A 23,526-nucleotide genomic window follows, 5' to 3' on the forward strand; every position below is an offset into this window, starting at 1 on the left:
GGCCAGGGATCGCTAAGGGGATCCCTAGCTTGCACTTCAAGGAGCAGACACATGGCTGATCTGACAACTGAATTTCTGGGGATCAAATCTCCAAACCCGTTTTGGCTGGCCTCGGCGCCGCCAACGGACAAAGAATACAACGTGCGCCGCGCCTTTGAGGCCGGATGGGGCGGTGTGGTGTGGAAAACACTGGGCGAGCAAGGTCCGCCAGTGGTCAATGTCAATGGGCCGCGCTATGGCGCGATCTTTGGCGCCGATCGCCGCTTGCTGGGGCTGAATAATATTGAGCTGATCACCGATCGCCCGCTTGAGGTGAACCTGGAGGAGATCACCCGGGTCAAGAAGGACTATCCGGACCGGGCCATCATCGTGTCGATTATGGTGCCCTGCGAAGAACAGGCCTGGAAGGACATTCTTCCCAAAGTTGAGGCAACTGGTGCCGATGGGATCGAGCTGAACTTTGGCTGCCCGCACGGCATGGCTGAGCGCGGTATGGGGTCGGCCGTGGGGCAGGTACCTGAGTATATTCAGATGGTTACAGAGTGGTGCAAAAAATACTATTCCAAGCCGGTTATTGTTAAGCTGACGCCGAATATTACCGATATACGTCAACCGGCGCGGGCTGCGAAAAATGGCGGTGCAGACGCGGTGAGCCTGATCAATACGATCAATACGATCGTTTCGGTGGATCTGGATATCATGGCGCCCAACCCAACCATTGGCGACAAAGGGACCCATGGCGGCTATTGCGGGCCAGCGGTCAAGCCGATTGCGCTGAACATGGTGGCCGAAATCGCACGCGACCCTGAGACGCATGGATTGCCTATTTCTGCCATTGGTGGGGTGACCAACTGGCGCGATGCGGCAGAGTTCATTTCGCTGGGTGCGGGTAATGTTCAGGTCTGTACCGCAGCAATGACCTATGGCTTCAAAGTGGTGGAAGAAATGATTTCCGGCCTGTCCCAGTGGATGGACGAGAAGGGGCATGACTCGATTGCGGACTTCATGGGGCAGGCGGTTCCGAATGTGACGGACTGGCAGTATCTGAACCTGAACTACGTGGCCAAAGCCGTTATCAATCAGGATGATTGCATCAAGTGCGGTCGCTGTTTTGCCGCTTGTGAAGACACCTCGCATCAGGCGATTGCGATGACTGAGGACCGGGTCTTCACCGTGAAAGATGATGAATGCGTCGCATGTAACCTATGCGTGAGTGTTTGCCCGGTTGAAAACTGCATCACCATGGAGCAGGTCGCGCCAGGGCAGTTGGATGAGCGGACCGGCGATCTGGTGTCAGGGGATTATGCGAACTGGACCACACACCCGAACAATCCGTCAGCGACTGCCGCCGAATAAAAGGGCGCTCGGATTATCAAAACAAAAAAAACAAGGCGGCTCAAAAGGGCCGCCTTTGTTGCGTTTTGGATCAATCCTGTGGCGTAAGCATACGACGATAAAGGGTTTCCAGGTATTCAGGTGCTGCGTCGAAAGGGTCTTCACTGCCCATCAAAGTGCGAACCTGCACATCGAAATCTGCGTAGTGCTGGGTGAGCGACCAGATTGAAAACAGCAGGTGCTTTGGGTGGGCCCTGTTGATTTTCCCAGCCTCCATCCAGCTTTCGAGAAGAACAGATTTTTCCTCGACCAGAGCATTCAGTTCATTGGAAATCGTATCCAGTAAACGCGGCGCCCCCTGCACAATTTCATTTGCATAAAGACGACTTTCGCGTGGGAAATCTCGGCTCATTTGCAATTTGCGCTGCACGTAAGACAGGATTTCCTGCATGGGATCGCCATTGGGATCAAGCGAGCGAAGAGGGTCTAGCCAGGTGTCCAGCAAGCCGGACATCAATTCGGTAAAGATGGCCTCTTTTGAGGGAAAATAATACAGCAGATTGGGTTTGCTCAACCCGGCCTCGGTGGCGATTTGGTCTACTGTGCTGCCACGAAAACCATGGCTTGAGAAGGTCTCGAGCGCGGCGTCCAGAATGGCGGCACGATTCTTTTTCTGAATACGGGTCGGGTTTGGGGCTTTGCTCATTACTGTGTCTATGGTCCTGGATTGGGTCGTATTCCGTTGGTGCCTGAATATTCCGCAAAATTCCATGTTTTTCAGGGTTTTTGAGCTGGATGCTCTGCAATTTCTTGACTGGTGTCTGACCCGTGATAGCGTGAGTTTTACCAGTTGGTCAAATCAATGTCGCGAAGCATGACAAGACCAGTAGAAAGATTTCGCCAAAAGGCGGGTAGACGGGGAAGGATCACAGCCATGGCTGCGCTTGGACAAAATTTGGTTATCAATGGCGAGAGGCTGTGGGACAGTCTGATGGAGATGGCCAAGATCGGCCCCGGTGTGGCTGGGGGCAACAATCGCCAGACGCTAACGGATGAGGATGGCGAGGGCCGCGCCCTGTTCCAAAGCTGGTGCGAAGCCGCAGGCTGCAGTATGGGTTTGGATCAGATGGGCAATATGTTTGCCCGCCGTGAGGGAACTGATCCGGAAGCTTTGCCGGTCTATGTGGGCTCCCATCTGGATACCCAACCGACGGGTGGAAAATACGATGGCGTGCTGGGTGTTCTTGGTGGGCTGGAGATATTGCGATCTCTTAACGATTTGAATATCAAGACAAAACATCCCATTGTTGTCACCAATTTCACCAACGAAGAAGGCACCCGATATGCGCCGGCGATGCTGTCTTCGGGGGTGTTTGCCGGTATTCACACGCAGGACTGGGCCTACGAGCGCGAGGACGCCGAGGGCAAGACATTTGGGGATGAGCTGAGCCGTATTGGTTGGCGTGGCGACGAGGAAGTCGGCGCGCGCAAGATGCATGCGTTTTTTGAACTGCACATTGAACAGGGGCCAATTCTGGAAGCGGACGGCAAGGACATTGGGGTTGTCACCCATGGTCAGGGGCTCAGCTGGACTCAGGTGACGATCACCGGCAAGGATGCTCATACCGGCTCGACACCGATGCCGATGCGGCGCAATGCCGGGCTGGCGATGGCGCGGGTTCTTGAGGCTGTGGACGAGATTGCCTGGAGCCACGCGCCGCATGCGGTGGGCGCGGCAGGTCATATCGATGTCTTCCCAAACTCGCGCAATGTGATCCCGGGAAAAGTGGTGTTCACCGTCGATTTCCGCTCGCCCGAACTTGAAGTGATCGAGGATATGGAACTGCGATTGCGCGAGGACGCTCAGGATATCGCTGATGCCATGGGGGTACAGATCGAGTTTGAGAAGGTTGGAGGGTTTGATCCGGTGGCCTTCGATGAAGGCTGTGTCACTGCGGTGCGCAACGCCGCAGAGCGGTTGGGGTATTCCCACACGGATCTGATTTCCGGGGCCGGGCATGACGCCTGCTGGATCAACCGAGTGGCGCCGACGGCCATGGTGATGTGCCCCTGCGTGGACGGGTTGAGCCATAACGAGGCTGAGGACATCAGCCCGGAATGGGCGGCGGCCGGGGCCAATGTATTGTTCCACGCGGTTGTTGAGACGGCTGAAATAGTCGAGTGATTTGGGGCTCTGCCCCCGCGACCCCGGTGGGGTCGCTCCCCCGGGATATTTGGGGCCAGATGAAGGACGGATCGCCAAGGGCGTCTGCAGGGAGATAAGATCATGAGTAAAGTCATAAAGAACGGCACAATTGTCACCGCCGATTTGACCTACAAGGCGGACGTCTTGATCGAAAATGGGGTGATTGCGCAAATCGGAACCAACTTGAAGGGAGACGAGGAGCTGGACGCCACAGGCTGTTATGTGATGCCGGGTGGGATTGATCCACATACGCATCTTGAGATGCCTTTCATGGGTACCTACAGCACCGATGATTTTGAAAGCGGTACGCGGGCTGGTCTGGCTGGCGGCACCACAATGGTGGTGGATTTCGCGCTGCCCAGTCCGGGTGAAAGCCTGCTGGATGCACTGAAACGCTGGGATAACAAGTCGACGCGGGCCAATTGTGATTACTCATTCCACATGGCGGTAACCTGGTGGGGGGAACAGGTGTTTGACGACATCAAAACCGTCATCCAGGAACGGGGTATCAACACGTTTAAGCATTTCATGGCTTATAAGGGCGCGTTGATGGTGAACGATGATGAGTTGTATTCGTCGTTCCAGCGCCTGTCTGAACTGGGCGGGATCGCCATGGTGCATGCCGAAAACGGTGATGTTGTGGCGGAACTGTCGGCGAAGCTGCTGGCGGCTGGCAACACGGGTCCGGAAGCGCATGCCTACTCACGGCCGCCGCAAGTCGAGGGGGAGGCCACCAACCGAGCGATCATGATCGCCGATATGGCCGGTGTGCCGCTATACGTGGTGCATACTTCCTGTGAGGACAGTCACGAGGCAATCCGGCGGGCGCGCATGCAAGGCAAACGGGTTTGGGGTGAGCCGCTGATCCAGCATCTGACACTGGACGAGTCCGAGTATTTCAATCCCGATTGGGACCATGCGGCGCGCCGGGTGATGTCGCCTCCGTTCCGCAACAAACAGCATCAGGACAGCCTGTGGGCCGGGTTGCAGTCGGGATCGCTGTCAGTTGTTGCGACCGATCACTGTGCCTTTACCACGGAACAGAAACGCAATGGCATTGGCGACTTTACACAGATCCCGAACGGCACGGGTGGGCTGGAAGATCGGATGCCGATGCTGTGGACACACGGTGTGGCAACGGGTCGTCTGACGCCCAATGAGTTTGTCGCTGTAACTTCGACCAACATCGCCAAAATCCTGAACTGTTACCCAAAAAAGGGTGCGGTTCTGGTTGGCGCGGATGCGGATCTGGTGGTCTGGGATCCTGAGAAAAGTAAGGTTATTCAGGCTTCTACTCAGCAATCCTCAATTGATTACAATGTGTTCGAGGGACATGAGGTCAAGGGGCTGCCACGGTTCACACTGACGCGTGGACATGTTGCGGTTCATGATGGCGAGATCCGCTGTCAGGAGGGGCACGGGAAATTTGTTGCGCGTGAGGCCAATACGCCGGTGAACACCGCGCTGAGCACCTGGAAGGAGCTGACCTCGCCGCGACCGGTTGAGCGGTCAGGCATTCCGGTAACTGGCGTTTAACGTGGACTAGGGCACTGCTGTGCAGTGCCCCAAAACACCACCTTATCAAGGCATTACGATGAATACTGAAACGACTACCAAGGCTGTCGTCGAGGCCCGTAACCTGGATCTGGTATTCCAGACCAACGACGGCCCCGTACAGGCGCTCAGGGATGTGAATCTGACCATCAACAAGGGTGACTTTGTCAGCTTTATCGGCCCGTCAGGCTGTGGCAAGACGACATTTTTGCGGGTGATGGCAGCGCTGGAGCAACCCACAGGCGGGGAGATCACCGTCAATGGCATGACCCCGGACGAGGCCCGCCGTCAGCGTGCCTATGGCTATGTGTTCCAGGCCTCGGGGCTGTACCCCTGGCGCAATATAGCCCGCAACATCAAGTTGCCGCTTGAGATCATGGGCTATTCCAAAGCCGAACAGGAAAAGCGCGTTAACGAAGTGTTGGAACTTGTTGAATTGTCAGGGTTTGAGGGGAAATACCCCTGGCAGTTGTCGGGCGGCATGCAACAGCGTGCATCCATTGCGCGGGCGCTGGCATTTGATGCGGATATCTTGCTGATGGACGAGCCATTTGGGGCGCTGGACGAAATCGTGCGCGACCATTTGAACGAGCAGCTGCTGAAGCTTTGGGCGCGCACCAACAAGACAATTGGCTTTGTCACCCACTCGATCCCGGAGGCGGTGTATCTTTCGACCAAGATCGTGGTGATGAGCCCGCGGCCGGGACGGATCACCGATGTGATTGAGAGCCCGCTGCCCAAGGAACGTCCGCTGGATATCCGCGACAGTCCTGAATTTATCGAGATCGCGCACCGGGTGCGGGAAGGTTTGCGGGCGGGGCATGGCGACGATGTGTAATCTGAAAATGGCAGCGCCTGTCGCCTGGTGGGTGCAGGCATACACACTACGAAAGCTGGTATCATGAAGACCGTCGTTGCTGTCCTAACTGTTCTTTCGGTGATCATTGCCTTTTGGTATGCGGCTTGCCTGCCGATGAATATCAAGGGGGTGTTGACGGAAGCCGAGCGCGCTGGGGCCGAAGTGACCCCAGCAGGTGCGAAAGAGCGGCGGGATTTAAGTGAGTTTGGTCTGGTGCTGGACAATAACTTTGCCATTGCAGCAACCTGGGCGCAGGATCGGCCACGACTGCCTGCGCCGCATCAGGTGGCGGTGGAGCTGTGGAAAACCACTGGCGCCATGGTACTGAAAGGCAAGATGATGTCAAAGCGCAGCCTGTTTTATCACGGTTGGGTGACATTGAGCGCGACGCTGTTGGGCTTTGCCATCGGGACCGGTCTGGGTATTTTGCTGGCGGTGGGCATTGTCCATTCGCGGGTTATGGATATGTCGGTGATGCCCTGGGCGATTGTCAGCCAGACGATACCGATTATCGCCCTAGCGCCGATGATTATTGTGGTGCTCTATTCTGTTGGCGTGCAGGGGATCCTGCCCAAGGCGATCATCTCGGCTTATCTGAGCTTTTTCCCGGTTGTGGTGGGCATGGTCAAAGGGTTGCGCAGTCCGGATGCGATGCAATTGGATCTGCTGCGCACCTATAATGCCAGCCTTAACCAGGGGTTCTGGGCGTTGCGACTGCCGGCCTCGATGCCCTATCTTTTTACCTCGCTGAAAATTGGTATTGCTGCGTCCCTGGTTGGCGCCATCGTGGGGGAGCTGCCAACGGGAGCGGTTGCCGGGTTGGGCGCGCGACTGTTGGGTGGTAGCTACTATGGCCAGACCGTGCAGATCTGGTCGGCGCTGTTTGCGGCGGCGATCCTGGCGGCCTGTCTGGTCGCCCTTCTGGGGGTGATCGAGCGGGGCGTTCTGAAACGGATGGGGATGAGCGCATGATGAGGCATTGGATTGGGGGCTCTGCCCCCGCCGCGACGCGGCTCCCCCGGGATATTTATGGCCAGATGAACAAGGGGGGCGGGACATGGTGATGGTTGGTCTTGCGGTGTTGGTCTGGTGTGGCGGTTGGTGGCTGAATGCGCGACTGGCCAATGGGCCGCAGTCGGACACCCGGTTGGTGCAATTGCTGGTGCCTGCGATTTTTGGCATCACCCTGTTGCTGGTGTGGCAATTGCTGGTCATGGGAATGCAGGTTCCCAAAGTAATCTTGCCATCTCCGACGGATATTGCCGCCGCATTTGAGGCCAATCTGTCTAAGCTGTCGCAGGATTTTCAGCAGACCTTTGTGAAGGGTGCATTGAGTGGCTATGTGATTGGCTGTTCGGCGGCATTTTTGATGGCCATTGTCATGGATCGCAGTGACTTTCTGCGGCGTGGGCTATTGCCGGTGGGCAATTTTGTCGCGGCCTTGCCGATTGTTGGAACTGCGCCGATCCTGGTGATGTGGTTTGGCTTTGACTGGCACTCGAAAGCGGCTGTTGTGGTGGTCATGGTGTTTTTCCCAGTGTTGGTAAATACGGTCGCGGGCCTGCGCGAAACCAGCGCCATGCAGCGGGATCTGATGCAGACCTATGCGGCCAGCTACTGGCAGAGCTTTTTCAAGCTGCGACTGCCTGCGGCCCTGCCATTTGTGTTCAACGGCTTGAAAATCTCGACAACCCTGGCCCTGGTGGGCGCTATTGTGGCTGAGTTCTTTGGCTCTCCCACCGTGGGTATGGGGTTTCGAATTTCCACCAGTGTCGGCCAACTGGCACTAGATATGGTTTGGGCTGAGATTGTCGTCGCAGCCCTGGCAGGGTCGTTGTTCTATGGCGTGGTGGCGATGCTGGAGAAAATGCTGACCTTCTGGCACCCGTCGCAACGAAGGTGAGATCTGAAATTCCGCAGCCCCGTGTTTTGCACTGGGCTGCGCATCCGGTTGGGCGCACCGGGGTCATATTGAGTGTGACCATGAGCGCTCAAAACCTGTGCAGGGCAGTATAGGCTTTGCTGCGGGGATAAGAAAAACTTTGAACGGATGGTCAAATTCGCGCAAGCTTTGGCCATAACCACAGGGAGTAACTACCAATGAAACACATTTTGACAGCCGCCGCTTTGGCGCTGGGTGCTGCTGGCACCGCGCAGGCCGCCGACGAGGTTCGCCTGCAGCTGCAATGGGTAACACAGGCACAATTCGCTGGCTATTATGTCGCGCTGGACAAAGGATTTTATGGTGAAGAAGACCTGGATGTAACCATCCTGCCCGGTGGCCCGGATATTGCTCCGCCGCAGGTTCTGGCCGGTGGTGGCGCCGACGTGATGCTGAACTGGATGCCGTCGGCATTGGCTGCACGTGAAAAAGGTCTGCCGGTTGTGAATATTGCGCAACCGTTCAAAAGTTCAGGGTTGATGCTGACTTGCTGGAAGGACACCGGCATCACCAGCCCGGCGGATTTCAAAGGCAAGACAATTGGTGTCTGGTTCTTTGGCAATGAATACCCGTTCCTGAGCTGGATGAGCAAAGAAGGTATCAGCACCGATGGTGGTGAGGATGGTGTCACCGTGCTGAAGCAGGGTTTCAACGTTGATCCACTGCTGCAGCGTCAGGCCGACTGTATTTCAACCATGACCTACAATGAATACGGTCAGGTTTTGGATGCTGGTGTGTCTGAAGACGAACTGGTGACCTTTAAGTATGAAGACCAGGGTGTAGCGACACTGGAAGACGGTATTTATGCGCTTGAAGCGAACCTAGAAGATCCGGCGTTCCAGGACAAAATGGTGCGATTTGTTCGGGCGTCCATGAAGGGGTGGAAATACGCTGAGGCCCATCCAAGTGAGGCGGCTGATATCGTGTTGGACAATGATGCATCCGGGGCTCAGACCGAAGCACACCAGCAACGGATGATGTCAGAGATTGCTAAGCTGACGGCAGGGAGCAATGGCTCGCTTGACCCGGCAGACTTTGACCGCACTGTGTCTACTTTGCTGGGCGGTGGTTCAGATCCGGTGATCACAATGACGCCAGAAGGTGCCTGGACACATGCCATCACCGATGCTGCACTGAAATGAGCTGCAAGCATCTATTAGATGAGTGTTAAATACATGATTCGCCCGCAACGCTCGTCGTTGCGGGTTTTTTTGAATAAATCAATACAGGATTACACTAGTCCACTCTGCCTTGAATTGAGTCAATCATGATCTAATTCCCGTTCAAGTGAAGTTGGTTTGATCTTCGGTTTTATTCCCAGGGTCAGCCAACCGAGAGGGGTAATGATGTCCATTTGGAAGCGATCCGGCCTGTGTTTGTGCCGCAGTGATGACTTGGCAAGTGGGGGTCATTGTTTGCATAGTGAAACCCGTCAGCTGAGCAGCATATTTGGATTTAGTCGTTCTGTTGCGGGCGAGGTTGATTTTCCTCTGCTGAACTTATGTCAACGCGCGTTTAGACGGCGGTTGAAGGGGACGCGGGCGCAGATTCTTATACTGCATGACGGGTCAGGAGCCGATGAGGTCAACAAGGCTGAAGTGAACAGCCGAGGGATCTGGGCTCAGGCGGTAGAAGTCTGTTCATTGGAACATATTAGCCACGTTGATATTCTGCTTGCTTTGGCGATGGGGTTTGACCGGGTTTTGTTACAACAACAGATGTCCATTGAGTTGGCTGCGATGCAGGGTCATGAAATTGAACTGACACGGGCGATGGGCGGGGAAGGTCGGGTGAGCTCCTTTGCTTCAATCGATCAGCTTCAGAGCATGCTGGCCGCTGTACCTTCAAATGCTGGTCCGTGGCCGACAGAGCCGCCGACGATCACAGCAAACCGCCCAAGCACAGCGCGCGCCTGTGCTGCAGTCTTGTTGCCAAACGGCCATGTTCCGATCCCGTTGCCGATTGATGCACCCTATGGAACGGTGCAGCTGAATGCCTCGGCCTGCAATATGTGTCAAAATTGCGTGTGGCTGTGTCCTACGGATGCTTTGACAGTCGGAGAGGGCGCGAGTGAGCTTCATTTTGTAGAAAGCAGCTGTATTCAGTGTGGAATGTGTAAGTCCATCTGCCCCAAAGATGCGCTGCATCTAGACACAAGGCTAGTGTCGTCACCCAGCGCTGATGAACGACAGTCCCTCCATCGGGCAATGCCTGCCAACTGCAAATCTTGCGGTGATTCTTTTACGGCCAAGCCCGCTTTGGACCGGTTGTTGAATCAGTTTCAGGATGGAAAACGGGTATTGTCCAAGATGGATGCTCAGTGGTTGAGCCGACTCTGTTCAAGTTGTCGGGTCCGCGGAATTGAATTATTGCGTAACAAGCAATTGGCAGAATCTGGGCTGATGCATTCGGAACCGCTACGCGGCCAGTAACTGCCGAAATGGGTTTCAGGGTTGTTCGAGAAAGCCGCCGTAAAGCCCATGTTTGAAGATCAGCCCTTTCCCGGGGCGTGTGGTGACTTTGTAAACTTCACCTATCACAATCGAGTGGTCGCCGCCTGGGTGGCAGGCGAACTGGTGGCAGTCAAAGCGGGCGATGCAGCCGGGCAGGGTGGGGATACCAGCGTCATTGGGCTGCCAGTTTACGGCGTCGAAAGCTTCGCCGTTCATGGCAAAATGCCTGGCCAGCTCCAGTTGATCCTCGGCCACAACGTGAACCGCAAAATGGTCGGCGCTGACAAAGGCATCGTGGCGCAGCGAGCGCCGGGCCGGACACCACAACAACAATGCGGGATCCATCGAGACCGAGGTGAAGCTATTGACTGTCATCGCCAGAGGTCCACGGCTGGTCACCGTGGTGACGATGGTCACCCCGGTTCCAAAACACCCCAGTGCATCGCGGTAAGCCCGCGTTGTTTCCGGTCCGGGAGTAAAGCTGGTGACGGACATATCCTGCGCCCCTAAGTAATCTCTGCCGCCGCACTGACATGGAGCCGGGATATTGTCCAATAGAATGTTAAATTGATTGCGGCCCCCTTTGATACAGGGGCCGCATCAACTCAACTCATGGCCTGATCGACCAGCGTTGCCATCGCTGCGGCAATATCAGCGATATCCCCCATCGCATCTACAGTTTTCAGCACCCCTTTGTCGCCATAATAGGCGATCAGCGGCGCTGTCTGAGCGTGATAGGCCTCTAGTCGGGCGGCCACTGTCTCGGCTGTATCATCTGCGCGGCGTTTCATGTCCGAGGCGCCACATTTGTCGCAGATGCCATCTTGGGCCGGAGCCTTGAAACTGTCGTGATATCCTTCGCCGCAGCCGCCACAGGTGAAGCGGCCTGAAATGCGTTTGACCATTGCTGCGTCATCAACGTTTAGGCTGATGGCCGTGTTGATCCGCTGCTTGGACTCTGCCAACAGTTCATCCAGCGCTTGGGCCTGCACCGTGGTGCGCGGGAACCCATCAAGAATGACCCCGTTGGCGCAGTCAGGCTCGGCCAGGCGATCCCTCAGGATGTCGATGACGATTTGGTCGCTGACCAGATCACCGGCCTCCATCACGGCCTTGGCTGCTTTGCCTGCGTCTGTGCCTGCGGCGACAGCCGCGCGCAGCAAGTCCCCCGTTGACAGCTGTACAAGGCCAAATCGCTCCTCCAGCAGACGCGCCTGTGTGCCCTTGCCGGCACCGGGTGGCCCCAGCAAGATCAAAACCGCCGGAGCGGTGAGTGTTTCCGTACCCATGCTCATCCTCCTATTTTCCGGCCCGGTTGGCGATCAGATCGTCAACCACCGAAGGATCAGCCAGAGTTGAAGTGTCGCCAAGGCTGCCAAAGTCGTTTTCGGCGATTTTGCGCAGAATGCGGCGCATAATCTTGCCTGAACGCGTTTTGGGCAGGCCAGGAGCCCATTGGATCACATCGGGGCTGGCAATCGGGCCAATCTCGGTGCGGACCCAAGTTCGCAGTTCTTTGAGCAACTCGTCACTGGGCTCGGCATTGTTCATCAGGGTGACATAGCAGTAGATGCCCTGACCCTTGATGTCATGCGGATAACCAACCACTGCGGCTTCGGCGACGGCAACATGGGCCACCAGCGCGCTTTCAACCTCGGCGGTGCCCATGCGGTGCCCAGAAACGTTGATCACATCATCGACGCGGCCGGTAATCCAATAGTCGCCATCGACGTCGCGTTTGCAGCCATCACCAGTAAAGTAATAGCCTTTGTAATCCGAGAAATAGGTCTTTTGGAACCGCTCGTGATCGCCCCAGATGGTGCGCATTTGGCCGGGCCAGCTGTCTTTGATGCACAGCACACCATCAACGTCATTGCCTTCGATTTCAACACCGGAAGTCGGGTCCAGCACCACCGGTTGAATGCCAAAGAACGGCTTCATCGCGGATCCCGGCTTCATCGCGTGGGCGCCAGGCAAGGGGGTCATCAAGTGGCCACCGGTTTCGGTTTGCCACCAGGTATCGACGATCGGGCATTTTCCTTTGCCTATCACGTCGTTGTACCAGGTCCAGGCCTCGGGGTTGATCGGTTCGCCTACTGTTCCCAGAATGCGCAGGCTGGAGAGATCGCATTTCTCGACCCACTCATTGCCCTGTCCCATAAGGGCGCGCAGTGCGGTGGGGGCAGTGTAGAATTGGTTGACCTTGTGCTTTTCGCAGACCTGCCAGAACCGGCTGGCGTCAGGGAACGTGGGCACGCCTTCGAACATCAGTGTGGTGGCACCATTCGCCAGCGGGCCATAAACGATATAGCTGTGACCGGTGACCCAGCCTACATCTGCGGTGCACCAAAAGATGTCACCATCATGGTAATCAAAGGTAATCTCATGGGTCATGGCGGCATAGACCAGATAGCCACCAGTGGTATGTACCACGCCTTTGGGTTGACCCGTCGACCCCGAGGTATAGAGGATGAACAGCGGATCTTCGGCGTTCATTTCGGCCGGGGCATAGCTGTCGGCGGCATCGGCGGCCATGGCGTTATAGTCATAGTCGCGACCATCAACCCAAGTGGTCTGATCGCCGGTGTGTTTGACCACCAGACATTTCACATCGTCCTGGCAATGCAGCAACGCGGCATCAGCGTTGGACTTCAATGGTGTGACGCGGCCGCCACGTGGGGCGTGATCGGCGGTAATGATCACCTTGGCGCCGCAACCATTGACCCGTGCGGCCAGCGCGTCAGGGCTGAAGCCGGCGAAAACGATCGAATGGATGGCACCGATCCGGGCACAGGCCAGCATCGCATAGGCGGCCTCGGGGATCATTGGCATATAGATGATGACCCGGTCGCCCTTGGTGACACCCATCGAGGCCAGCACATTGGACATTTTACAAACCGAGCTGTGCAGCTGTTTGTAAGTGATGTTGAGGGCAGGGTCTTTGGGGTTGTCGGGTTCAAAAATGATCGCAGTTTGATCACCGCGAGTGGCCAGGTGACGATCGATACAATTGGCGCTGACGTTCAGCGCACCATCGGTGTACCAATTGATCGAAACTTCGCCAAAGTTGAAATTGACGTCCCTTACCTGGGTAAAGGGTTTGATCCAGTCGATGCGTTGGCCTTGCTCGCTCCAGAATGCATCCGGATCGGCCAATGACGCAGCGTACATTTGGTCGTATTTGGCAGCATCGACATGCGCATGCGAAATGGCTTCGGCCGACGGCGGATACACGGGGCTCTCGTTCTGCGTGGTCATCCTGGGTCCCTCCCTCTCAAATTTCTCAGCTTGTCACACCACAGCCCTTGGGCGGGTCTGTCAAACCGTTTTCTTCCTCAGCGGTGATCATAGAGCAGGTTGAAAATATGTGAATAAGCGACGGGAAAATAACGATTTGCTTGTGAACGATTTTCCGATGTTTTTCTGTATCTGTAAATTCGTGGGTGTGTGTGAGGGCTAAACTATTGGAATAAAAACTATATATTGTCAAATCTTGTGCGGGGTTGAAACCAGCTGTTCCGGCTGTGACCGGCTGTCAATGTGGCCATGGGTACAAGACAGAGATGTGACATTTAGTGGCAGTCTGTCGTTCAGGGCAGGGCCGGGGTCTCGATTGCGATGCAACAGCCCAAGTCTGAACTCGCCACCTTATGCCCCAAGCTTGGGGCGATCAGGTGGTCGCGCAGGGCTTGGCAGCGGCAAGTCTTATCGTTAGCTTACGTTCTAAGTGCCTCGTATCAAGGGCGCAAATAGGGAGAATTACCATGACCAAGATTTTGACCGCGGCCCTGATGGCCACAGCGGGATTTGCCATCGTTTCGGAAGCTGCTGCAACCGAGTGGAATGTGTCCGTTTGGGGTAAACGCCGCGCCTTTACCGAACATGTCGAACGTCTGGCAGAACTGGTCAGCGAAAAGACCAACGGCGAGTTCACTCTCAACATTTCTTACGGTGGCCTGTCCAAGAATAAGGAAAACCTGGACGGGATTTCTATTGGCGCCTTTGAGATGGCGCAGTTCTGTGCCGGCTATCACCGTGACAAAAACCCAACCATTACTGTTCTGGAATTGCCGTTCCTGGGTGTGAACACTCTGGACGAGGAAGTTGCCGTGGCGAACGCGGTCTATGCGCACCCCGCTGTACAGGCCGATCTGGCGCGCTGGAATGCCAAGCTGCTGATGACCTCGCCGATGCCGCAGTACAACATTGTCGGCACTGGTGATCCGCGCGCGACATTGGAATCGTTCAAGGATATGCGCGTGCGGGCCACGGGCGGTATCGGCAAAGCCTTTGCTGCCGTGGGTGCCGTTCCAACTTCGGTCACCGCGACCGAGGCCTATAACGCGATGGAATCTGGCGTCGTTGATACTGTGGCCTTTGCCCAACACGCGCATCTGGCCTTTGGCACCATAAACCGTGCCGATTGGTGGACCGCCAACTTGAACCCCGGTACCGTGAACTGCCCGGTTGTGGTCAACTCTGATGCATATGACATGCTGAGCGACAGCGAGCGCGAGGCGCTGGATGGCTCGGTCGAAGAGTCCATCGCGCATTATCTGGACAACTACGGTGCACTACTGTCCAAATGGGATGATGTGCTGACCGAAAAGGGCGTTCAAAAGGTCGAGATTTCCGAGGAACAGCTGGCCGAGTTCCGCACAGTTGCAGCCGACCCAATCCGCGAAGCCTGGATCAGCGATATGTCTGCTCAGGGGATTCCAGCACAAGAGCTGTATGACCTGGTGATGGACACGCTGGCCGACACCCGCAAGTAAGCCTGCGATATGTGATTGGGGCCGGGCATCATTGCCCGGCCCATTTGATTTCAAAATATAGACGAGGATCTGTTCCATGGCGACAAGCGCTGCGGTTTTAGAGGATGGCAGTCTGATCAGCCGGTTAGACGGTCAGTTGCTGCGGATAGAGCAGGCGTTGGCGCTGGTCAGCGGGTTGGCAGTGTTTTCCCTGATGGTGCTGGCGGTGGTTTCAGTGGGCGGGCGCAACGCGTTTAACGCGCCTTTGCCGGGCTATGTTGACTGGATTGAACAGGCGATGCCGCTGATTGCGTTCATGGGGATTTCCTATGTACAGCGCGACGGTGCCCATATCCGCATGGATATTGTGGTCGCAGCCCTGAAGGGGCGGGCCTTGTGGCTGTTCGAGTTGATCTCTGTGTTGCTGATCCTACTGCTGATGGTGGCCTTGGTTTGGGGCAGTTGGTCGCATTTTGGTCGCTCGTTTGATTTTGCTGCACCGCTGTGGAGCCGGGACAGCTCGATTGATATCAGCCTGCCGATCTGGCCTGCCAAACTGCTCGTGCCAGTGGCGTTTTCAGTATTGTCCCTACGACTGATGTTGCAGGTTTGGGGCTATGGGCGCGCGCTTATTCTGGGGTTAAAACACCCGGTGGCGGTGCCTCTGATCCAAAGCGCAGCGGCGCAGGCAGCAGCAGAAGCAGAACAGCTGAGCGGGGCCGACAATGGCACGGCTAACAGCGGCACAGAAGACTAAGGGGCAAGAACATGGAACCGATAGAAATTGGCCTTTGGGTCACCGGCATAATGCTGGTCATGGTGGTGGCCGGAATGCGGGTGGCCTTTGCTGCTGCCTCAGCCGGGTTAATTGGGCTGGTGTGGATCTTCTGGGCTAAATTTGGCTACGCGCCGGACAAGTTTACCAAAGCTCTGACTGTGTCGGTTAAGGTCGCCGGGCAAGTGCCGCACTCCAAGGTCTCAAGTCAGGCGCTAAGCTTGATCCCCACCTTTATCCTGATCGGCTATCTGGCCTATTATGCGGGTCTGACCAAAGCCCTGTTCGAGGCCGCCAAGCGCTGGATCGCCTGGTTGCCCGGAGGTCTGGCTGTGTCGACGGTGTTTGCAACGGCGGGCTTTGCAGCGGTGTCTGGCGCCTCGGTGGCCACTTCGGCTGTGTTTGCTCGTATCGCCATCCCGGAAATGCTAGCGATTGGCTATAACAAGCAGTTCGCCGCAGGTGTAGTTGCCGCGGCCGGAACCCTTGCCTCGTTGATCCCACCTTCGGCCATTCTGGTGATCTATGCCATTATCGTGGAGCAGGACGTGGGCAAGCTGCTGCTGGCCGGGTTCATTCCAGGCGCCTTTAGCGCGGTGGTCTATGTGACCCTGATTGTTGGCATTGCTATGGTGTTCAAGAATGTCGGCCCGCCCGTAACCGGCTTTACCTGGCGCCAGCGCTTTGAGGCGTTACCCGCCGCTCTGCCGATCATTTTCGTTGTCGTGATCATCATCTGTTTTGTCTACAACCCCTTCGGAGATCAAGCCTGGGGCACGCCAACTGAGGGCGGCGCGTTGGGCGCTTTTGTAGTGTTCTGTATGGCCATCTATAATGGCATGAAATGGGAACAGCTGAAATCAGCACTGCTAGAGACGGCCAAGTTGACGGTGATGATCTTCACCATCATCTGGGGCGTATTGATCTATGTGCGGTTTCTGGGCTTTGCGGACCTGCCGGGCGCCTTTTCGGACTGGATTACCTCGCTTGAGATGTCTCCGATGGTGATCCTGATCTGCATCCTGTTGGCCTATGCGGTGCTGGGTATGTTCATGGATGCCATTGGCATGCTGTTGCTGACACTGCCTGTGGTTTATCCGGCGGTGATGGCGCTAAATGGCGGCGAAAGCGTTGCTGCTGCCGATAGCGCCTTCGGCATGAGCGGCACCATGTGCGCGATCTGGTTTGGCATTCTGGTGGTGAAAATGGCCGAGTTCTGCCTGATCACGCCGCCGATTGGCCTGAACTGCTTTGTCGTGGCCGGCGTGCGCGATGATCTGACCGTGCAGGATGTGTTCCGTGGGGTGATGCCGTTCTTCATTGCTGATGGCGTGACCATCGCACTGCTGGTGGCTTTCCCCGGTATCGTTTTGTACCTGCCGTCACTGGCTGGATAGGGTCACTATGGGGCAATAGGGTAACGGCCGATGCCGCGTGTGATGCGACATCGGCTGAATTTATTTTGGCTGCACCGCCATCAGGCGATCCTCACGGGGTATCAGGGTTCGTATCGCTTTGAGGCAGCGGTAGTGGTTGTTTTGAATAACCGCCTCGGTTGCTTCGGCCAGCGAGGCGCGGCTGTCGGGGTCAGTGAACACCTGGCTCAGATCCTCGATCCGGCGCAGCATCGGCAGTCGGTCCTCTTGTGGATCGATGTCACCGGTCAGCACCAGCTGGGCTGCGTAACAGACCCGGCGCACCGGCGTATTGGCTTCCTCGGGGTGGATTGCATCGCGCAGGCGCAGGATATTGGCGTCCGGCGTCACGATCGACAACCGGCTGCGTCGATCACCGTTTTCAATCACCGCGCCATTCACCAGGACACGTTCTTTGGGGGCGAGTTTTAGGACTAATCCGCTCATTTCATGGGGCTCCGCTTCGTAGGCCACGCATGATGGCCGTGTTGATTTCAACCAGAGGGGCTACGCCGGCCTTGCGGGCCAGGACCTTGCTGGTGTGTTGTCGCGTGAACTCAGTCAGATAGGTAAGATGGTCCTTCAGCTCCAGGGGGAGTTGGTTGTTGGGGCTGGCAATATCGGCCATGAAAATGGTCCATAGCTTGCGATTGTCGGTGAGGGCAGCTGCCAGAGTGTTAAACCCATCCGGGCCTTTGTTGGCGGCTGCAACCATCCGGTGAGTAATCCGCGCAATGGCGTCATACTCAAGGTTCTTAAAAGTACGGGTAGGGGCTTTTGCCGCCGAATATGCTTGTTTTGCATGTCTGAGCGCGTTCACGTCAATTCCTTACGTCTAATCTACAGATTCTCTGAGACGGGAAACCGGGGCACCTGGGCGCCCCGGTTCAGGGCTGTTAGCGGAACAGCTGCATGAGTGTTTCTGGCGCGGAATTGGCAATCGAGAGGGATTGCACAGCCAGAGATTGCTGGGTTTGCAGGGCCTTCAGTCGAGCCGATGCTTCTTCCATGTCGGTATCGGTCATCGTACTGACACCCATTTTCATCGAGTCCGTCAGATTGGAAACAAATGTACCTTGGTCTGCCAGTCGGGCGCTGTCGGACCCCAATTGGGCCGCACCGTCGATTGCCAGGGCCAAGAAGGCTTCGATTTCACCCATTGCAGTTGCTGCTGTGGCGCTGTCAGTGATTGATGTCAGGTTACTTGCAAGGTCAAGATCGGCTTCAAAATCAACAGTATCGATGAGAATTTCAGTTGGCGTTGGAGTGCCAGTTGCGCCGACGCGGTCAAGTGACGCTAAAACACCCAGCTGAGTAGTGGAATTGCCGTCAATGTCAGAGGCCAACAGGTTGGCACCGTTGAACTGTGCAGCGGAAATAATTCCGGCAACTTGTTCAATTTTTGCGTCAATATCGGCCTGAATTTTGGCGTGATCAACGTTCTCGGACTGCGCGGAAACGATCAGTTCTTTAATATCAGTCAGGGTGTCCACAATCTGTTCGGCACCAGCTGATGCCACCGCAACAGTCGCTTCGCCGACAGCCAGGCTGTCTGAGATCGCGTTGAAACCCGCAATGTCGGATTCCATAGTTTTGGAAATGGCCCAAACAGCGGCGTTGTCTTTTGCGGTTCCAACTTTCTTACCCGTCGAGATCTCGTTCTGAGCGTCAGTCAGGCTATCGTTGACAGATTGCAGCGTTTGCAGAGCAACCATTGCGCCATTGTTGGTCAAAATGCTGGTCATGTTGTTTCCTTGTTCTGCTAGGATTTTACCCAGCGTATTCGCCCTGACGGGCATGTTTTCTAAAGTCGTTTCTGACGGTTGCGATCGGCCGGTAGCGGTCGCGCCACCCCGGTCCGAGATGCAAGCAGACATTGGCCCAACAGGTGTAAAAGGAGTGCTAATGCCAGAAATTGCATTATTAGAATTTTCTCTAAATTGCGTGTTTCTGCCTTAGCTCGACTCAGATTTACCCTGCTCAACTTGCGTCTGTGCGTCTGTGCGTCTGTCTAGTGGGTCGCTCTTTTTGAAGCGGTCTGTATCGGAATTTCAGTTCAACTGTTGGGAAGCCCATGAGAAGGTAGCGGCTGGCAGGCAGAATCAAAACCGATAGGCAACTTGCGTGCCAGGGTTTTGGAGATGCTAAGCCACTGACGGGGATGTCCGCGTGCCAATTGGGCTCTTTCAGTATAGCTTATCCTGGGGCTGACGAATAAGGGGCGCCTTCTTGGTTCATTGTTGACGTGACTAAGCACCTAATTTCAGAGACTTGGTTGGTGATTTGTATTTTTTTTCCTGAAAGCTGCGAAAAAGCGGAAACACCGCTTGACGATGCCCGAGACCTAGGAATATTACAGCCCAACATTCAGCAGCGATGCTGGATGGGCAGCAAGCGGTTGTAGCTCAGCTGGTTAGAGTGCCGGCCTGTCACGCCGGAGGTCGCGGGTTCGAGCCCCGTCAACCGCGCCACTGCTGCCTGCCTACCTTGGGTAATTCAAGGTCCGCCCCGGAGGGGACTGGATTGCAAAATCCACCGAGAAGAAAATGCGCGGTTGTAGCTCAGCTGGTTAGAGTGCCGGCCTGTCACGCCGGAGGTCGCGGGTTCGAGCCCCGTCAACCGCGCCACTTCTTTCTCATCCGCCCTGAGGATATCAGGGCCGCCCCGGAGGGGAGCGACCGCAAGGTCACTGCGCGGTTGTAGCTCAGCTGGTTAGAGTGCCGGCCTGTCACGCCGGAGGTCGCGGGTTCGAGCCCCGTCAACCGCGCCACTTGCCTTATCACCTGTCATAATCTGTCTCTGTTGCTTAACTATGTCGTTTCGACCTGCAGCCGCAGCGGGCCGTAGGCACGCTGCCATGCCCAACGGGGCCGCGCCTCAAAGAGGCATAGTGCCCGGGCGGGAGCCTTTGGAGGGAGGGGATCTAGACTACGGGGGTGTCTTGGCTGAAGCTGTTCAGCCAGCCATCCGCACTGCGCTGCCACAAAGAAGAGATATACATGGCCTCATCCGATCCGCTTTTGGTCCGGCGGTACGTTGCGCGGTAACTCAGCAGAACGGCGTCAGGCGAAATCACACGCAGTTGCGTTTCGCTCAGGGAAAACGATTCCATGACCGGCCCATCGGCCAGTTGACCGCAATGTTCGGCCCTGGAGGAGAACCCGGACGGGTACACACCGAGAAAATCATGGGTCAACATCCGACTGTCGGCCTCCATGTCTCCCGCCATCAGCGCCTGCCATACAGCAGTCTCCAGTGCCAGGATTTTGCTCAATAGCGCCCCGTTTGTGTTCCAAGTTTCTGTCATGCCGTTAACTTGCGGCAGGCACAGGTGAAAATCAAGAAACCGTTGCAACGCGATGGTTTAAGGGCCCGATCGAAGGGCTCAGGCCTCACCCCCGGTGGTCATTGCCAGGGTCCTAAGTAACACGGGTGCTGGAAACCCGCATGATTTGTGGGTTATCCGTTTACTGGTGAACCAGCGGCTGACGCAGCAATGAGAAGACACGGGTCCGTATTGTGGCCTTTCAGCCTGAACCGACGCTCAAAGACAAGGAAGATCAAAATGCGCATTCTGTTTACAGGCGGCTCGGGCAAGGCGGGGCGTCATGTTTGCCGCTATTTGCGTGATCAGGGTCATCATGTGGTCAATGTCGACCTGACGCCGTTGAATGAGCCGGGGATCGATGACCTACTGGCTGACATCAGTGATTCTGGCTCCATGTTCAACGTGATGACCAGCTACGCAAATTTCGACGAGTTGGAGCCGGGGCAAGGGGTGCCCAAATTTGACGCAGTGGTGCATTTTGCCGCCGTGCCGCGAATTCTGATCAAGCCCGACCACGAGACCTTTCGTATCAATACCACCGGCACCTACAACGTTATCGAAGCAGCGGTGAAACTGGGCATTCCCAAAGTCATCTTTGCCTCGTCTGAGACCACATATGCCGTGTGCTTTGCTGATGGAACCATCAACCCGGATGCTCTGCCGGTCGAGGAAGGCTGCGATGTGAACCCGATGGACAGCTACGGGTTAAGTAAAGTGGTTAACGAGGCGACCGGCCGCTCGTTCCAGCGTCGTTCGGGGATTGATATTTACGGGCTGCGCATTGGCAATGTCATCGAGCCCCATGAATACGACCAATTTCGCGGCTTCTGTGCCGATCCAATTGTGCGTCGCCGCAACCTGTTTTGCTATATTGATGCGCGTGATCTTGGCCAGATCGTCGATCGCTGCCTGATCACCGATGGTCTGGGCTTTCAGATCTTCAATGCTGGCAATGACACCAATTCGGTGGATATCCCCAACAGCGAGATCCTCAGGCGGTTTTTTCCCGGTATGCAGCTCAGCCGGGAGATGGGCGACCATGAAGCGCTATATTCCAATCGCAAAATCCGGACCATGCTGGGTTTCAAGGAACAGCACAACTGGCGGGATTATGTTTCGCTGTAGCGGGGCAGGATCTGGCCCGGTGTTGGACCAGTGACTTTGGAACAACCCGCGACCCTGGGCGTTTGTCCCATCGGCGGCACAGACCGCCGATGGGGATGCCGTAACCAGATTACTTTGTCAGCGCATCCAGAATACGCGCCCACGACCGGATGCCCTTGTGAAAGCTCTTGAGGTCGTATTTCTCATTGGGTGAATGAATGGCGTCATCCTCGTTGGCGTAGCCAACCAGCATGGCATCCATGCCCAGCTCTGACTTGAATAAGCCGGCGATTGGGATCGATCCGCCCATGCCGCAGAACACGGCCTCACGGTTCCATTCTTCCGACAACGCACCACGGGCGGCCTCAAATTCCGGGCGGGCAATGTTCATCACGGATGCGCGCGATCCTTCGAGATCCTGATCCCAGACCACTTTGGCGTCTGGCGACAGTTGGGCGCTGACGTGAGAGCGGATTTTGTCGCGCAGGGCGTCGGGATCCATGTCGCCAACCAGACGGCAGGTGATCTTGCAGTGGGCCTCGGAGGGGATCACTGTCTTGGAGCCTGCACCGTTGTAACCGCCCCAAAGCCCGTTCACTTCCAGCGTTGGTCGGGCCCATTGCTGTTCCAGCGTGGAATAGGCCTTTTCGCCGTGCGGCTGGCTGTATCCGACCGAGTTCAGGTAATCCGCCTCGTTGAAGCCGCAGCTTTGCCATTGGCGCAATTGGTCGGCGGGGACCTCATGAACCCCGTCGTAAAATCCGTCGACCGCCACGCGGCCGGTTTCCTGATCATAAAAACTGTCAACAATCCGCGACAGTTCCCGCAGTGGGTTCAAGCCAGGACCGCCGTAGTGACCTGAATGCAGGTCGATGCGTGGACCAATTATGGTGAATTCATCCTTCAACATGCCGCGCAGCTGCGAGGCAATCGAGGGCACGCCGCGCGACACCATCGAGGTGTCACAGATCAGTGCGATGTCGGCCTTCAGCTCCTCGGCGTGCTCTTGCATAAAGGGAATCAGCGACGGCGATCCGGATTCCTCTTCGCCTTCAAAGAAGAAGGTGATGCGACAGGGCAGGGTGCCATGTACGGATTTCCAGGCGCGGCAGGCCTCGACAAAGGTCATCAGCTGCCCTTTGTCGTCCGAGGCGCCACGACCGCGAATGACAGTGCCGTTTTCGGTCTCTTCCAGCTGTGGCTCAAATGGCGGCGTCGTCCACAGCGCAAGCGGATCAACCGGTTGCACGTCGTAATGACCATAAAACAGGACATGCGGCAGGTCGCTGTTATCTTCGCCGACGTGGCCAACAACCATTGGGTGCCCTGGTGTGGGGCGTTTTGCCGCGTCCACGCCAAGGGACTTTAGATCAGCAACCAACCAATCAGCGGCCTTGTCACAGTCAGCTTTATAGGCGGGATCGGTCGAGATGGACTGGATCCGCAGTAAATCCATTAAGTGATTGGTTGCCGTGTCTAAATTACGGTCAATCTGGGCTAGAACATCATCAAGTGACATAGGTTTCTCCTGGCTGTCGGGTATTTTGCGCAGAGCCTAGCAGCGGGGCTGACCGGGGACCAGAGGCGGTTGCGTCATGGCTCCGATAGGCACCGGCGACGTCATATTGGAGCCGGTTTTGGGCGCAAACAGGTAAAATCAGGGCGCTACTGTTCTTGCCGTGCCCTAAACAAAGGTCTATTTGATCCACATCAAGGCTACCACGCTGCGTTCGGACGTATGTGGTTGAACGAAACAGGCGCTCAAATTTACTATTCTCAATCGAGAATACGGCACAGTCGC

The 23,526-nt window shown here is 56.2% G+C and carries 21 protein-coding genes and 3 tRNA genes; 15 read left to right on the forward strand and 9 right to left on the reverse strand.

What is annotated here, in order from left to right; all coding sequences use genetic code 11:
* Window positions 1-51 precede the first annotated feature (51 nt).
* Complete coding sequence (gene preA / locus EBB79_RS07670; RefSeq protein WP_127748362.1) at window positions 52-1,356, forward strand: NAD-dependent dihydropyrimidine dehydrogenase subunit PreA; 1,305 nt, start codon at window positions 52-54, stop codon at window positions 1,354-1,356.
* A gap of 70 nt (window positions 1,357-1,426) precedes the next feature.
* Here preA and EBB79_RS07675 read toward each other — a convergent pair whose 3' ends face one another.
* Window positions 1,427-2,041, reverse strand: a complete 615-nt coding sequence (locus EBB79_RS07675; protein ID WP_127748363.1) for a TetR family transcriptional regulator C-terminal domain-containing protein — start codon at window positions 2,039-2,041, stop codon at window positions 1,427-1,429.
* Window positions 2,042-2,269: 228 nt separating this feature from the next.
* Between EBB79_RS07675 and EBB79_RS07680 the strand changes: the two genes are divergently transcribed.
* The 7 genes from EBB79_RS07680 to EBB79_RS07710 all read left to right on the forward strand — a co-directional run bounded on the left by EBB79_RS07680 (window position 2,270) and on the right by EBB79_RS07710 (window position 10,328).
* Window positions 2,270-3,520 (forward strand): Zn-dependent hydrolase, encoded by a 1,251-nt coding sequence (locus EBB79_RS07680; RefSeq protein WP_127748364.1) that lies wholly within the window; start codon window positions 2,270-2,272, stop codon window positions 3,518-3,520.
* Window positions 3,521-3,622: 102 nt separating this feature from the next.
* Window positions 3,623-5,077 (forward strand): dihydropyrimidinase, encoded by a 1,455-nt coding sequence (gene hydA, locus EBB79_RS07685; RefSeq protein ID WP_127748365.1) that lies wholly within the window; start codon window positions 3,623-3,625, stop codon window positions 5,075-5,077.
* Window positions 5,078-5,135: 58 nt separating this feature from the next.
* The gene (locus EBB79_RS07690) at window positions 5,136-5,933 is read left to right on the forward strand and encodes an ABC transporter ATP-binding protein (RefSeq protein ID WP_127748366.1); all 798 of its coding nucleotides are present in this window, start codon (window positions 5,136-5,138) and stop codon (window positions 5,931-5,933) included.
* Window positions 5,934-5,996: 63 nt separating this feature from the next.
* Window positions 5,997-6,926: an ABC transporter permease gene (locus EBB79_RS07695; RefSeq protein WP_127748367.1), complete on the forward strand. Its 930-nt coding sequence runs from the start codon at window positions 5,997-5,999 to the stop codon at window positions 6,924-6,926.
* Between the two features lie 85 nt (window positions 6,927-7,011).
* Window positions 7,012-7,857, forward strand: coding sequence for an ABC transporter permease (locus EBB79_RS07700; RefSeq protein WP_127748368.1), 846 nt, complete (start codon window positions 7,012-7,014; stop codon window positions 7,855-7,857).
* Window positions 7,858-8,054: 197 nt separating this feature from the next.
* Complete coding sequence (locus EBB79_RS07705) at window positions 8,055-9,038, forward strand: ABC transporter substrate-binding protein (protein WP_127748369.1); 984 nt, start codon at window positions 8,055-8,057, stop codon at window positions 9,036-9,038.
* A 273-nt stretch (window positions 9,039-9,311) separates the two neighbouring features.
* Window positions 9,312-10,328, forward strand: coding sequence for a 4Fe-4S dicluster domain-containing protein (locus tag EBB79_RS07710; protein WP_238705022.1), 1,017 nt, complete (start codon window positions 9,312-9,314; stop codon window positions 10,326-10,328).
* Window positions 10,329-10,343: 15 nt separating this feature from the next.
* Here EBB79_RS07710 and EBB79_RS07715 read toward each other — a convergent pair whose 3' ends face one another.
* The 3 genes from EBB79_RS07715 to acs form a co-directional block, all read right to left on the reverse strand.
* Entirely contained in the window at window positions 10,344-10,844 is a 501-nt protein-coding gene (locus tag EBB79_RS07715; RefSeq protein ID WP_127748371.1) for a flavin reductase family protein, read from the reverse strand.
* Window positions 10,845-10,954: 110 nt separating this feature from the next.
* A complete protein-coding gene (locus EBB79_RS07720; protein WP_127748372.1) occupies window positions 10,955-11,638 on the reverse strand; it encodes an adenylate kinase in 684 nt (227 codons plus the stop codon).
* Between the two features lie 10 nt (window positions 11,639-11,648).
* Window positions 11,649-13,607, reverse strand: a complete 1,959-nt coding sequence (gene acs, locus EBB79_RS07725; protein ID WP_127748373.1) for an acetate--CoA ligase — start codon at window positions 13,605-13,607, stop codon at window positions 11,649-11,651.
* Between the two features lie 506 nt (window positions 13,608-14,113).
* On the opposite strand from acs, the gene EBB79_RS07730 reads away from it, so the two are divergent.
* The 3 genes from EBB79_RS07730 (at window position 14,114) to EBB79_RS07740 (ending at window position 17,275) form a co-directional block, all read left to right on the forward strand.
* Entirely contained in the window at window positions 14,114-15,124 is a 1,011-nt protein-coding gene (locus EBB79_RS07730) for a C4-dicarboxylate TRAP transporter substrate-binding protein (protein WP_127748374.1), read from the forward strand.
* 76 nt (window positions 15,125-15,200) lie between these two features.
* On the forward strand, window positions 15,201-15,860 hold the full coding sequence (locus EBB79_RS07735; RefSeq protein ID WP_127748375.1) for a TRAP transporter small permease subunit: 660 nt from the start codon (window positions 15,201-15,203) through the stop codon (window positions 15,858-15,860).
* Window positions 15,861-15,871: 11 nt separating this feature from the next.
* A complete protein-coding gene (locus EBB79_RS07740; protein WP_127748376.1) occupies window positions 15,872-17,275 on the forward strand; it encodes a TRAP transporter large permease in 1,404 nt (467 codons plus the stop codon).
* A 60-nt stretch (window positions 17,276-17,335) separates the two neighbouring features.
* Here EBB79_RS07740 and flbT read toward each other — a convergent pair whose 3' ends face one another.
* The 3 genes from flbT to EBB79_RS07755 form a co-directional block, all read right to left on the reverse strand.
* Window positions 17,336-17,740 carry a flagellar biosynthesis repressor FlbT gene (gene flbT, locus EBB79_RS07745; protein ID WP_127748377.1) on the reverse strand — a complete coding sequence of 135 codons (405 nt, stop codon included), beginning with the start codon at window positions 17,738-17,740 and terminating at the stop codon, window positions 17,336-17,338.
* A gap of 1 nt (window position 17,741) precedes the next feature.
* Window positions 17,742-18,113 (reverse strand): flagellar biosynthesis regulator FlaF, encoded by a 372-nt coding sequence (gene flaF / locus EBB79_RS07750; RefSeq protein ID WP_127748378.1) that lies wholly within the window; start codon window positions 18,111-18,113, stop codon window positions 17,742-17,744.
* Window positions 18,114-18,189: 76 nt separating this feature from the next.
* Window positions 18,190-19,038, reverse strand: a complete 849-nt coding sequence (locus EBB79_RS07755) for a flagellin N-terminal helical domain-containing protein (protein ID WP_127748379.1) — start codon at window positions 19,036-19,038, stop codon at window positions 18,190-18,192.
* Window positions 19,039-19,687: 649 nt separating this feature from the next.
* Here EBB79_RS07755 and EBB79_RS07760 point away from each other — a divergent pair.
* From EBB79_RS07760 to EBB79_RS07770, 3 genes are all read left to right on the forward strand, one after another.
* Window positions 19,688-19,764: transfer RNA gene (locus EBB79_RS07760), tRNA-Asp, on the forward strand.
* A 79-nt stretch (window positions 19,765-19,843) separates the two neighbouring features.
* Window positions 19,844-19,920, forward strand: a tRNA-Asp gene (locus tag EBB79_RS07765).
* A gap of 66 nt (window positions 19,921-19,986) precedes the next feature.
* A tRNA-Asp gene (locus tag EBB79_RS07770) sits at window positions 19,987-20,063 on the forward strand.
* Between the two features lie 153 nt (window positions 20,064-20,216).
* Here EBB79_RS07770 and EBB79_RS07775 read toward each other — a convergent pair.
* Window positions 20,217-20,600 carry a nuclear transport factor 2 family protein gene (locus EBB79_RS07775; RefSeq protein WP_127748380.1) on the reverse strand — a complete coding sequence of 128 codons (384 nt, stop codon included), beginning with the start codon at window positions 20,598-20,600 and terminating at the stop codon, window positions 20,217-20,219.
* A 258-nt stretch (window positions 20,601-20,858) separates the two neighbouring features.
* Between EBB79_RS07775 and EBB79_RS07780 the strand changes: the two genes are divergently transcribed.
* The gene (locus tag EBB79_RS07780) at window positions 20,859-21,746 is read left to right on the forward strand and encodes an NAD-dependent epimerase/dehydratase family protein (RefSeq protein WP_127748381.1); all 888 of its coding nucleotides are present in this window, start codon (window positions 20,859-20,861) and stop codon (window positions 21,744-21,746) included.
* 109 nt (window positions 21,747-21,855) lie between these two features.
* Here EBB79_RS07780 and EBB79_RS07785 read toward each other — a convergent pair whose 3' ends face one another.
* On the reverse strand, window positions 21,856-23,244 hold the full coding sequence (locus EBB79_RS07785; protein WP_127748382.1) for a M20/M25/M40 family metallo-hydrolase: 1,389 nt from the start codon (window positions 23,242-23,244) through the stop codon (window positions 21,856-21,858).
* Window positions 23,245-23,526: the final 282 nt, after the last annotated feature.

This window comes from Parasedimentitalea marina (genome assembly GCF_004006175.1).
In the GTDB taxonomy this organism is placed as follows: Bacteria; Pseudomonadota; Alphaproteobacteria; order Rhodobacterales; family Rhodobacteraceae; genus Parasedimentitalea; species Parasedimentitalea marina.

Excerpts from the sequence above, each read along its gene's own strand:
- EBB79_RS07755 (WP_127748379.1), bottom strand. The coding sequence starts at position 19,038 with ATGACCAGCATTTTGACCAACAATGGCGCAATGGTTGCTCTGCAAACG.
- EBB79_RS07695 (WP_127748367.1), top strand. The coding sequence starts at position 5,997 with ATGAAGACCGTCGTTGCTGTCCTAACTGTTCTTTCGGTGATCATTGCC.
- EBB79_RS07785 (WP_127748382.1), bottom strand. The coding sequence starts at position 23,244 with ATGTCACTTGATGATGTTCTAGCCCAGATTGACCGTAATTTAGACACG.
- acs (WP_127748373.1), bottom strand. The coding sequence starts at position 13,607 with ATGACCACGCAGAACGAGAGCCCCGTGTATCCGCCGTCGGCCGAAGCC.
- EBB79_RS07705 (WP_127748369.1), top strand. The coding sequence starts at position 8,055 with ATGAAACACATTTTGACAGCCGCCGCTTTGGCGCTGGGTGCTGCTGGC.
- EBB79_RS07675 (WP_127748363.1), bottom strand. The coding sequence starts at position 2,041 with ATGAGCAAAGCCCCAAACCCGACCCGTATTCAGAAAAAGAATCGTGCC.
- flbT (WP_127748377.1), bottom strand. The coding sequence starts at position 17,740 with ATGAGCGGATTAGTCCTAAAACTCGCCCCCAAAGAACGTGTCCTGGTG.
- EBB79_RS07700 (WP_127748368.1), top strand. The coding sequence starts at position 7,012 with ATGGTGATGGTTGGTCTTGCGGTGTTGGTCTGGTGTGGCGGTTGGTGG.
- EBB79_RS07690 (WP_127748366.1), top strand. The coding sequence starts at position 5,136 with ATGAATACTGAAACGACTACCAAGGCTGTCGTCGAGGCCCGTAACCTG.
- EBB79_RS07730 (WP_127748374.1), top strand. The coding sequence starts at position 14,114 with ATGACCAAGATTTTGACCGCGGCCCTGATGGCCACAGCGGGATTTGCC.
- EBB79_RS07715 (WP_127748371.1), bottom strand. The coding sequence starts at position 10,844 with ATGTCCGTCACCAGCTTTACTCCCGGACCGGAAACAACGCGGGCTTAC.
- EBB79_RS07740 (WP_127748376.1), top strand. The coding sequence starts at position 15,872 with ATGGAACCGATAGAAATTGGCCTTTGGGTCACCGGCATAATGCTGGTC.
- hydA (WP_127748365.1), top strand. The coding sequence starts at position 3,623 with ATGAGTAAAGTCATAAAGAACGGCACAATTGTCACCGCCGATTTGACC.
- EBB79_RS07720 (WP_127748372.1), bottom strand. The coding sequence starts at position 11,638 with ATGGGTACGGAAACACTCACCGCTCCGGCGGTTTTGATCTTGCTGGGG.
- EBB79_RS07775 (WP_127748380.1), bottom strand. The coding sequence starts at position 20,600 with ATGACAGAAACTTGGAACACAAACGGGGCGCTATTGAGCAAAATCCTG.
- EBB79_RS07735 (WP_127748375.1), top strand. The coding sequence starts at position 15,201 with ATGGCGACAAGCGCTGCGGTTTTAGAGGATGGCAGTCTGATCAGCCGG.
- EBB79_RS07780 (WP_127748381.1), top strand. The coding sequence starts at position 20,859 with ATGCGCATTCTGTTTACAGGCGGCTCGGGCAAGGCGGGGCGTCATGTT.
- EBB79_RS07680 (WP_127748364.1), top strand. The coding sequence starts at position 2,270 with ATGGCTGCGCTTGGACAAAATTTGGTTATCAATGGCGAGAGGCTGTGG.
- preA (WP_127748362.1), top strand. The coding sequence starts at position 52 with ATGGCTGATCTGACAACTGAATTTCTGGGGATCAAATCTCCAAACCCG.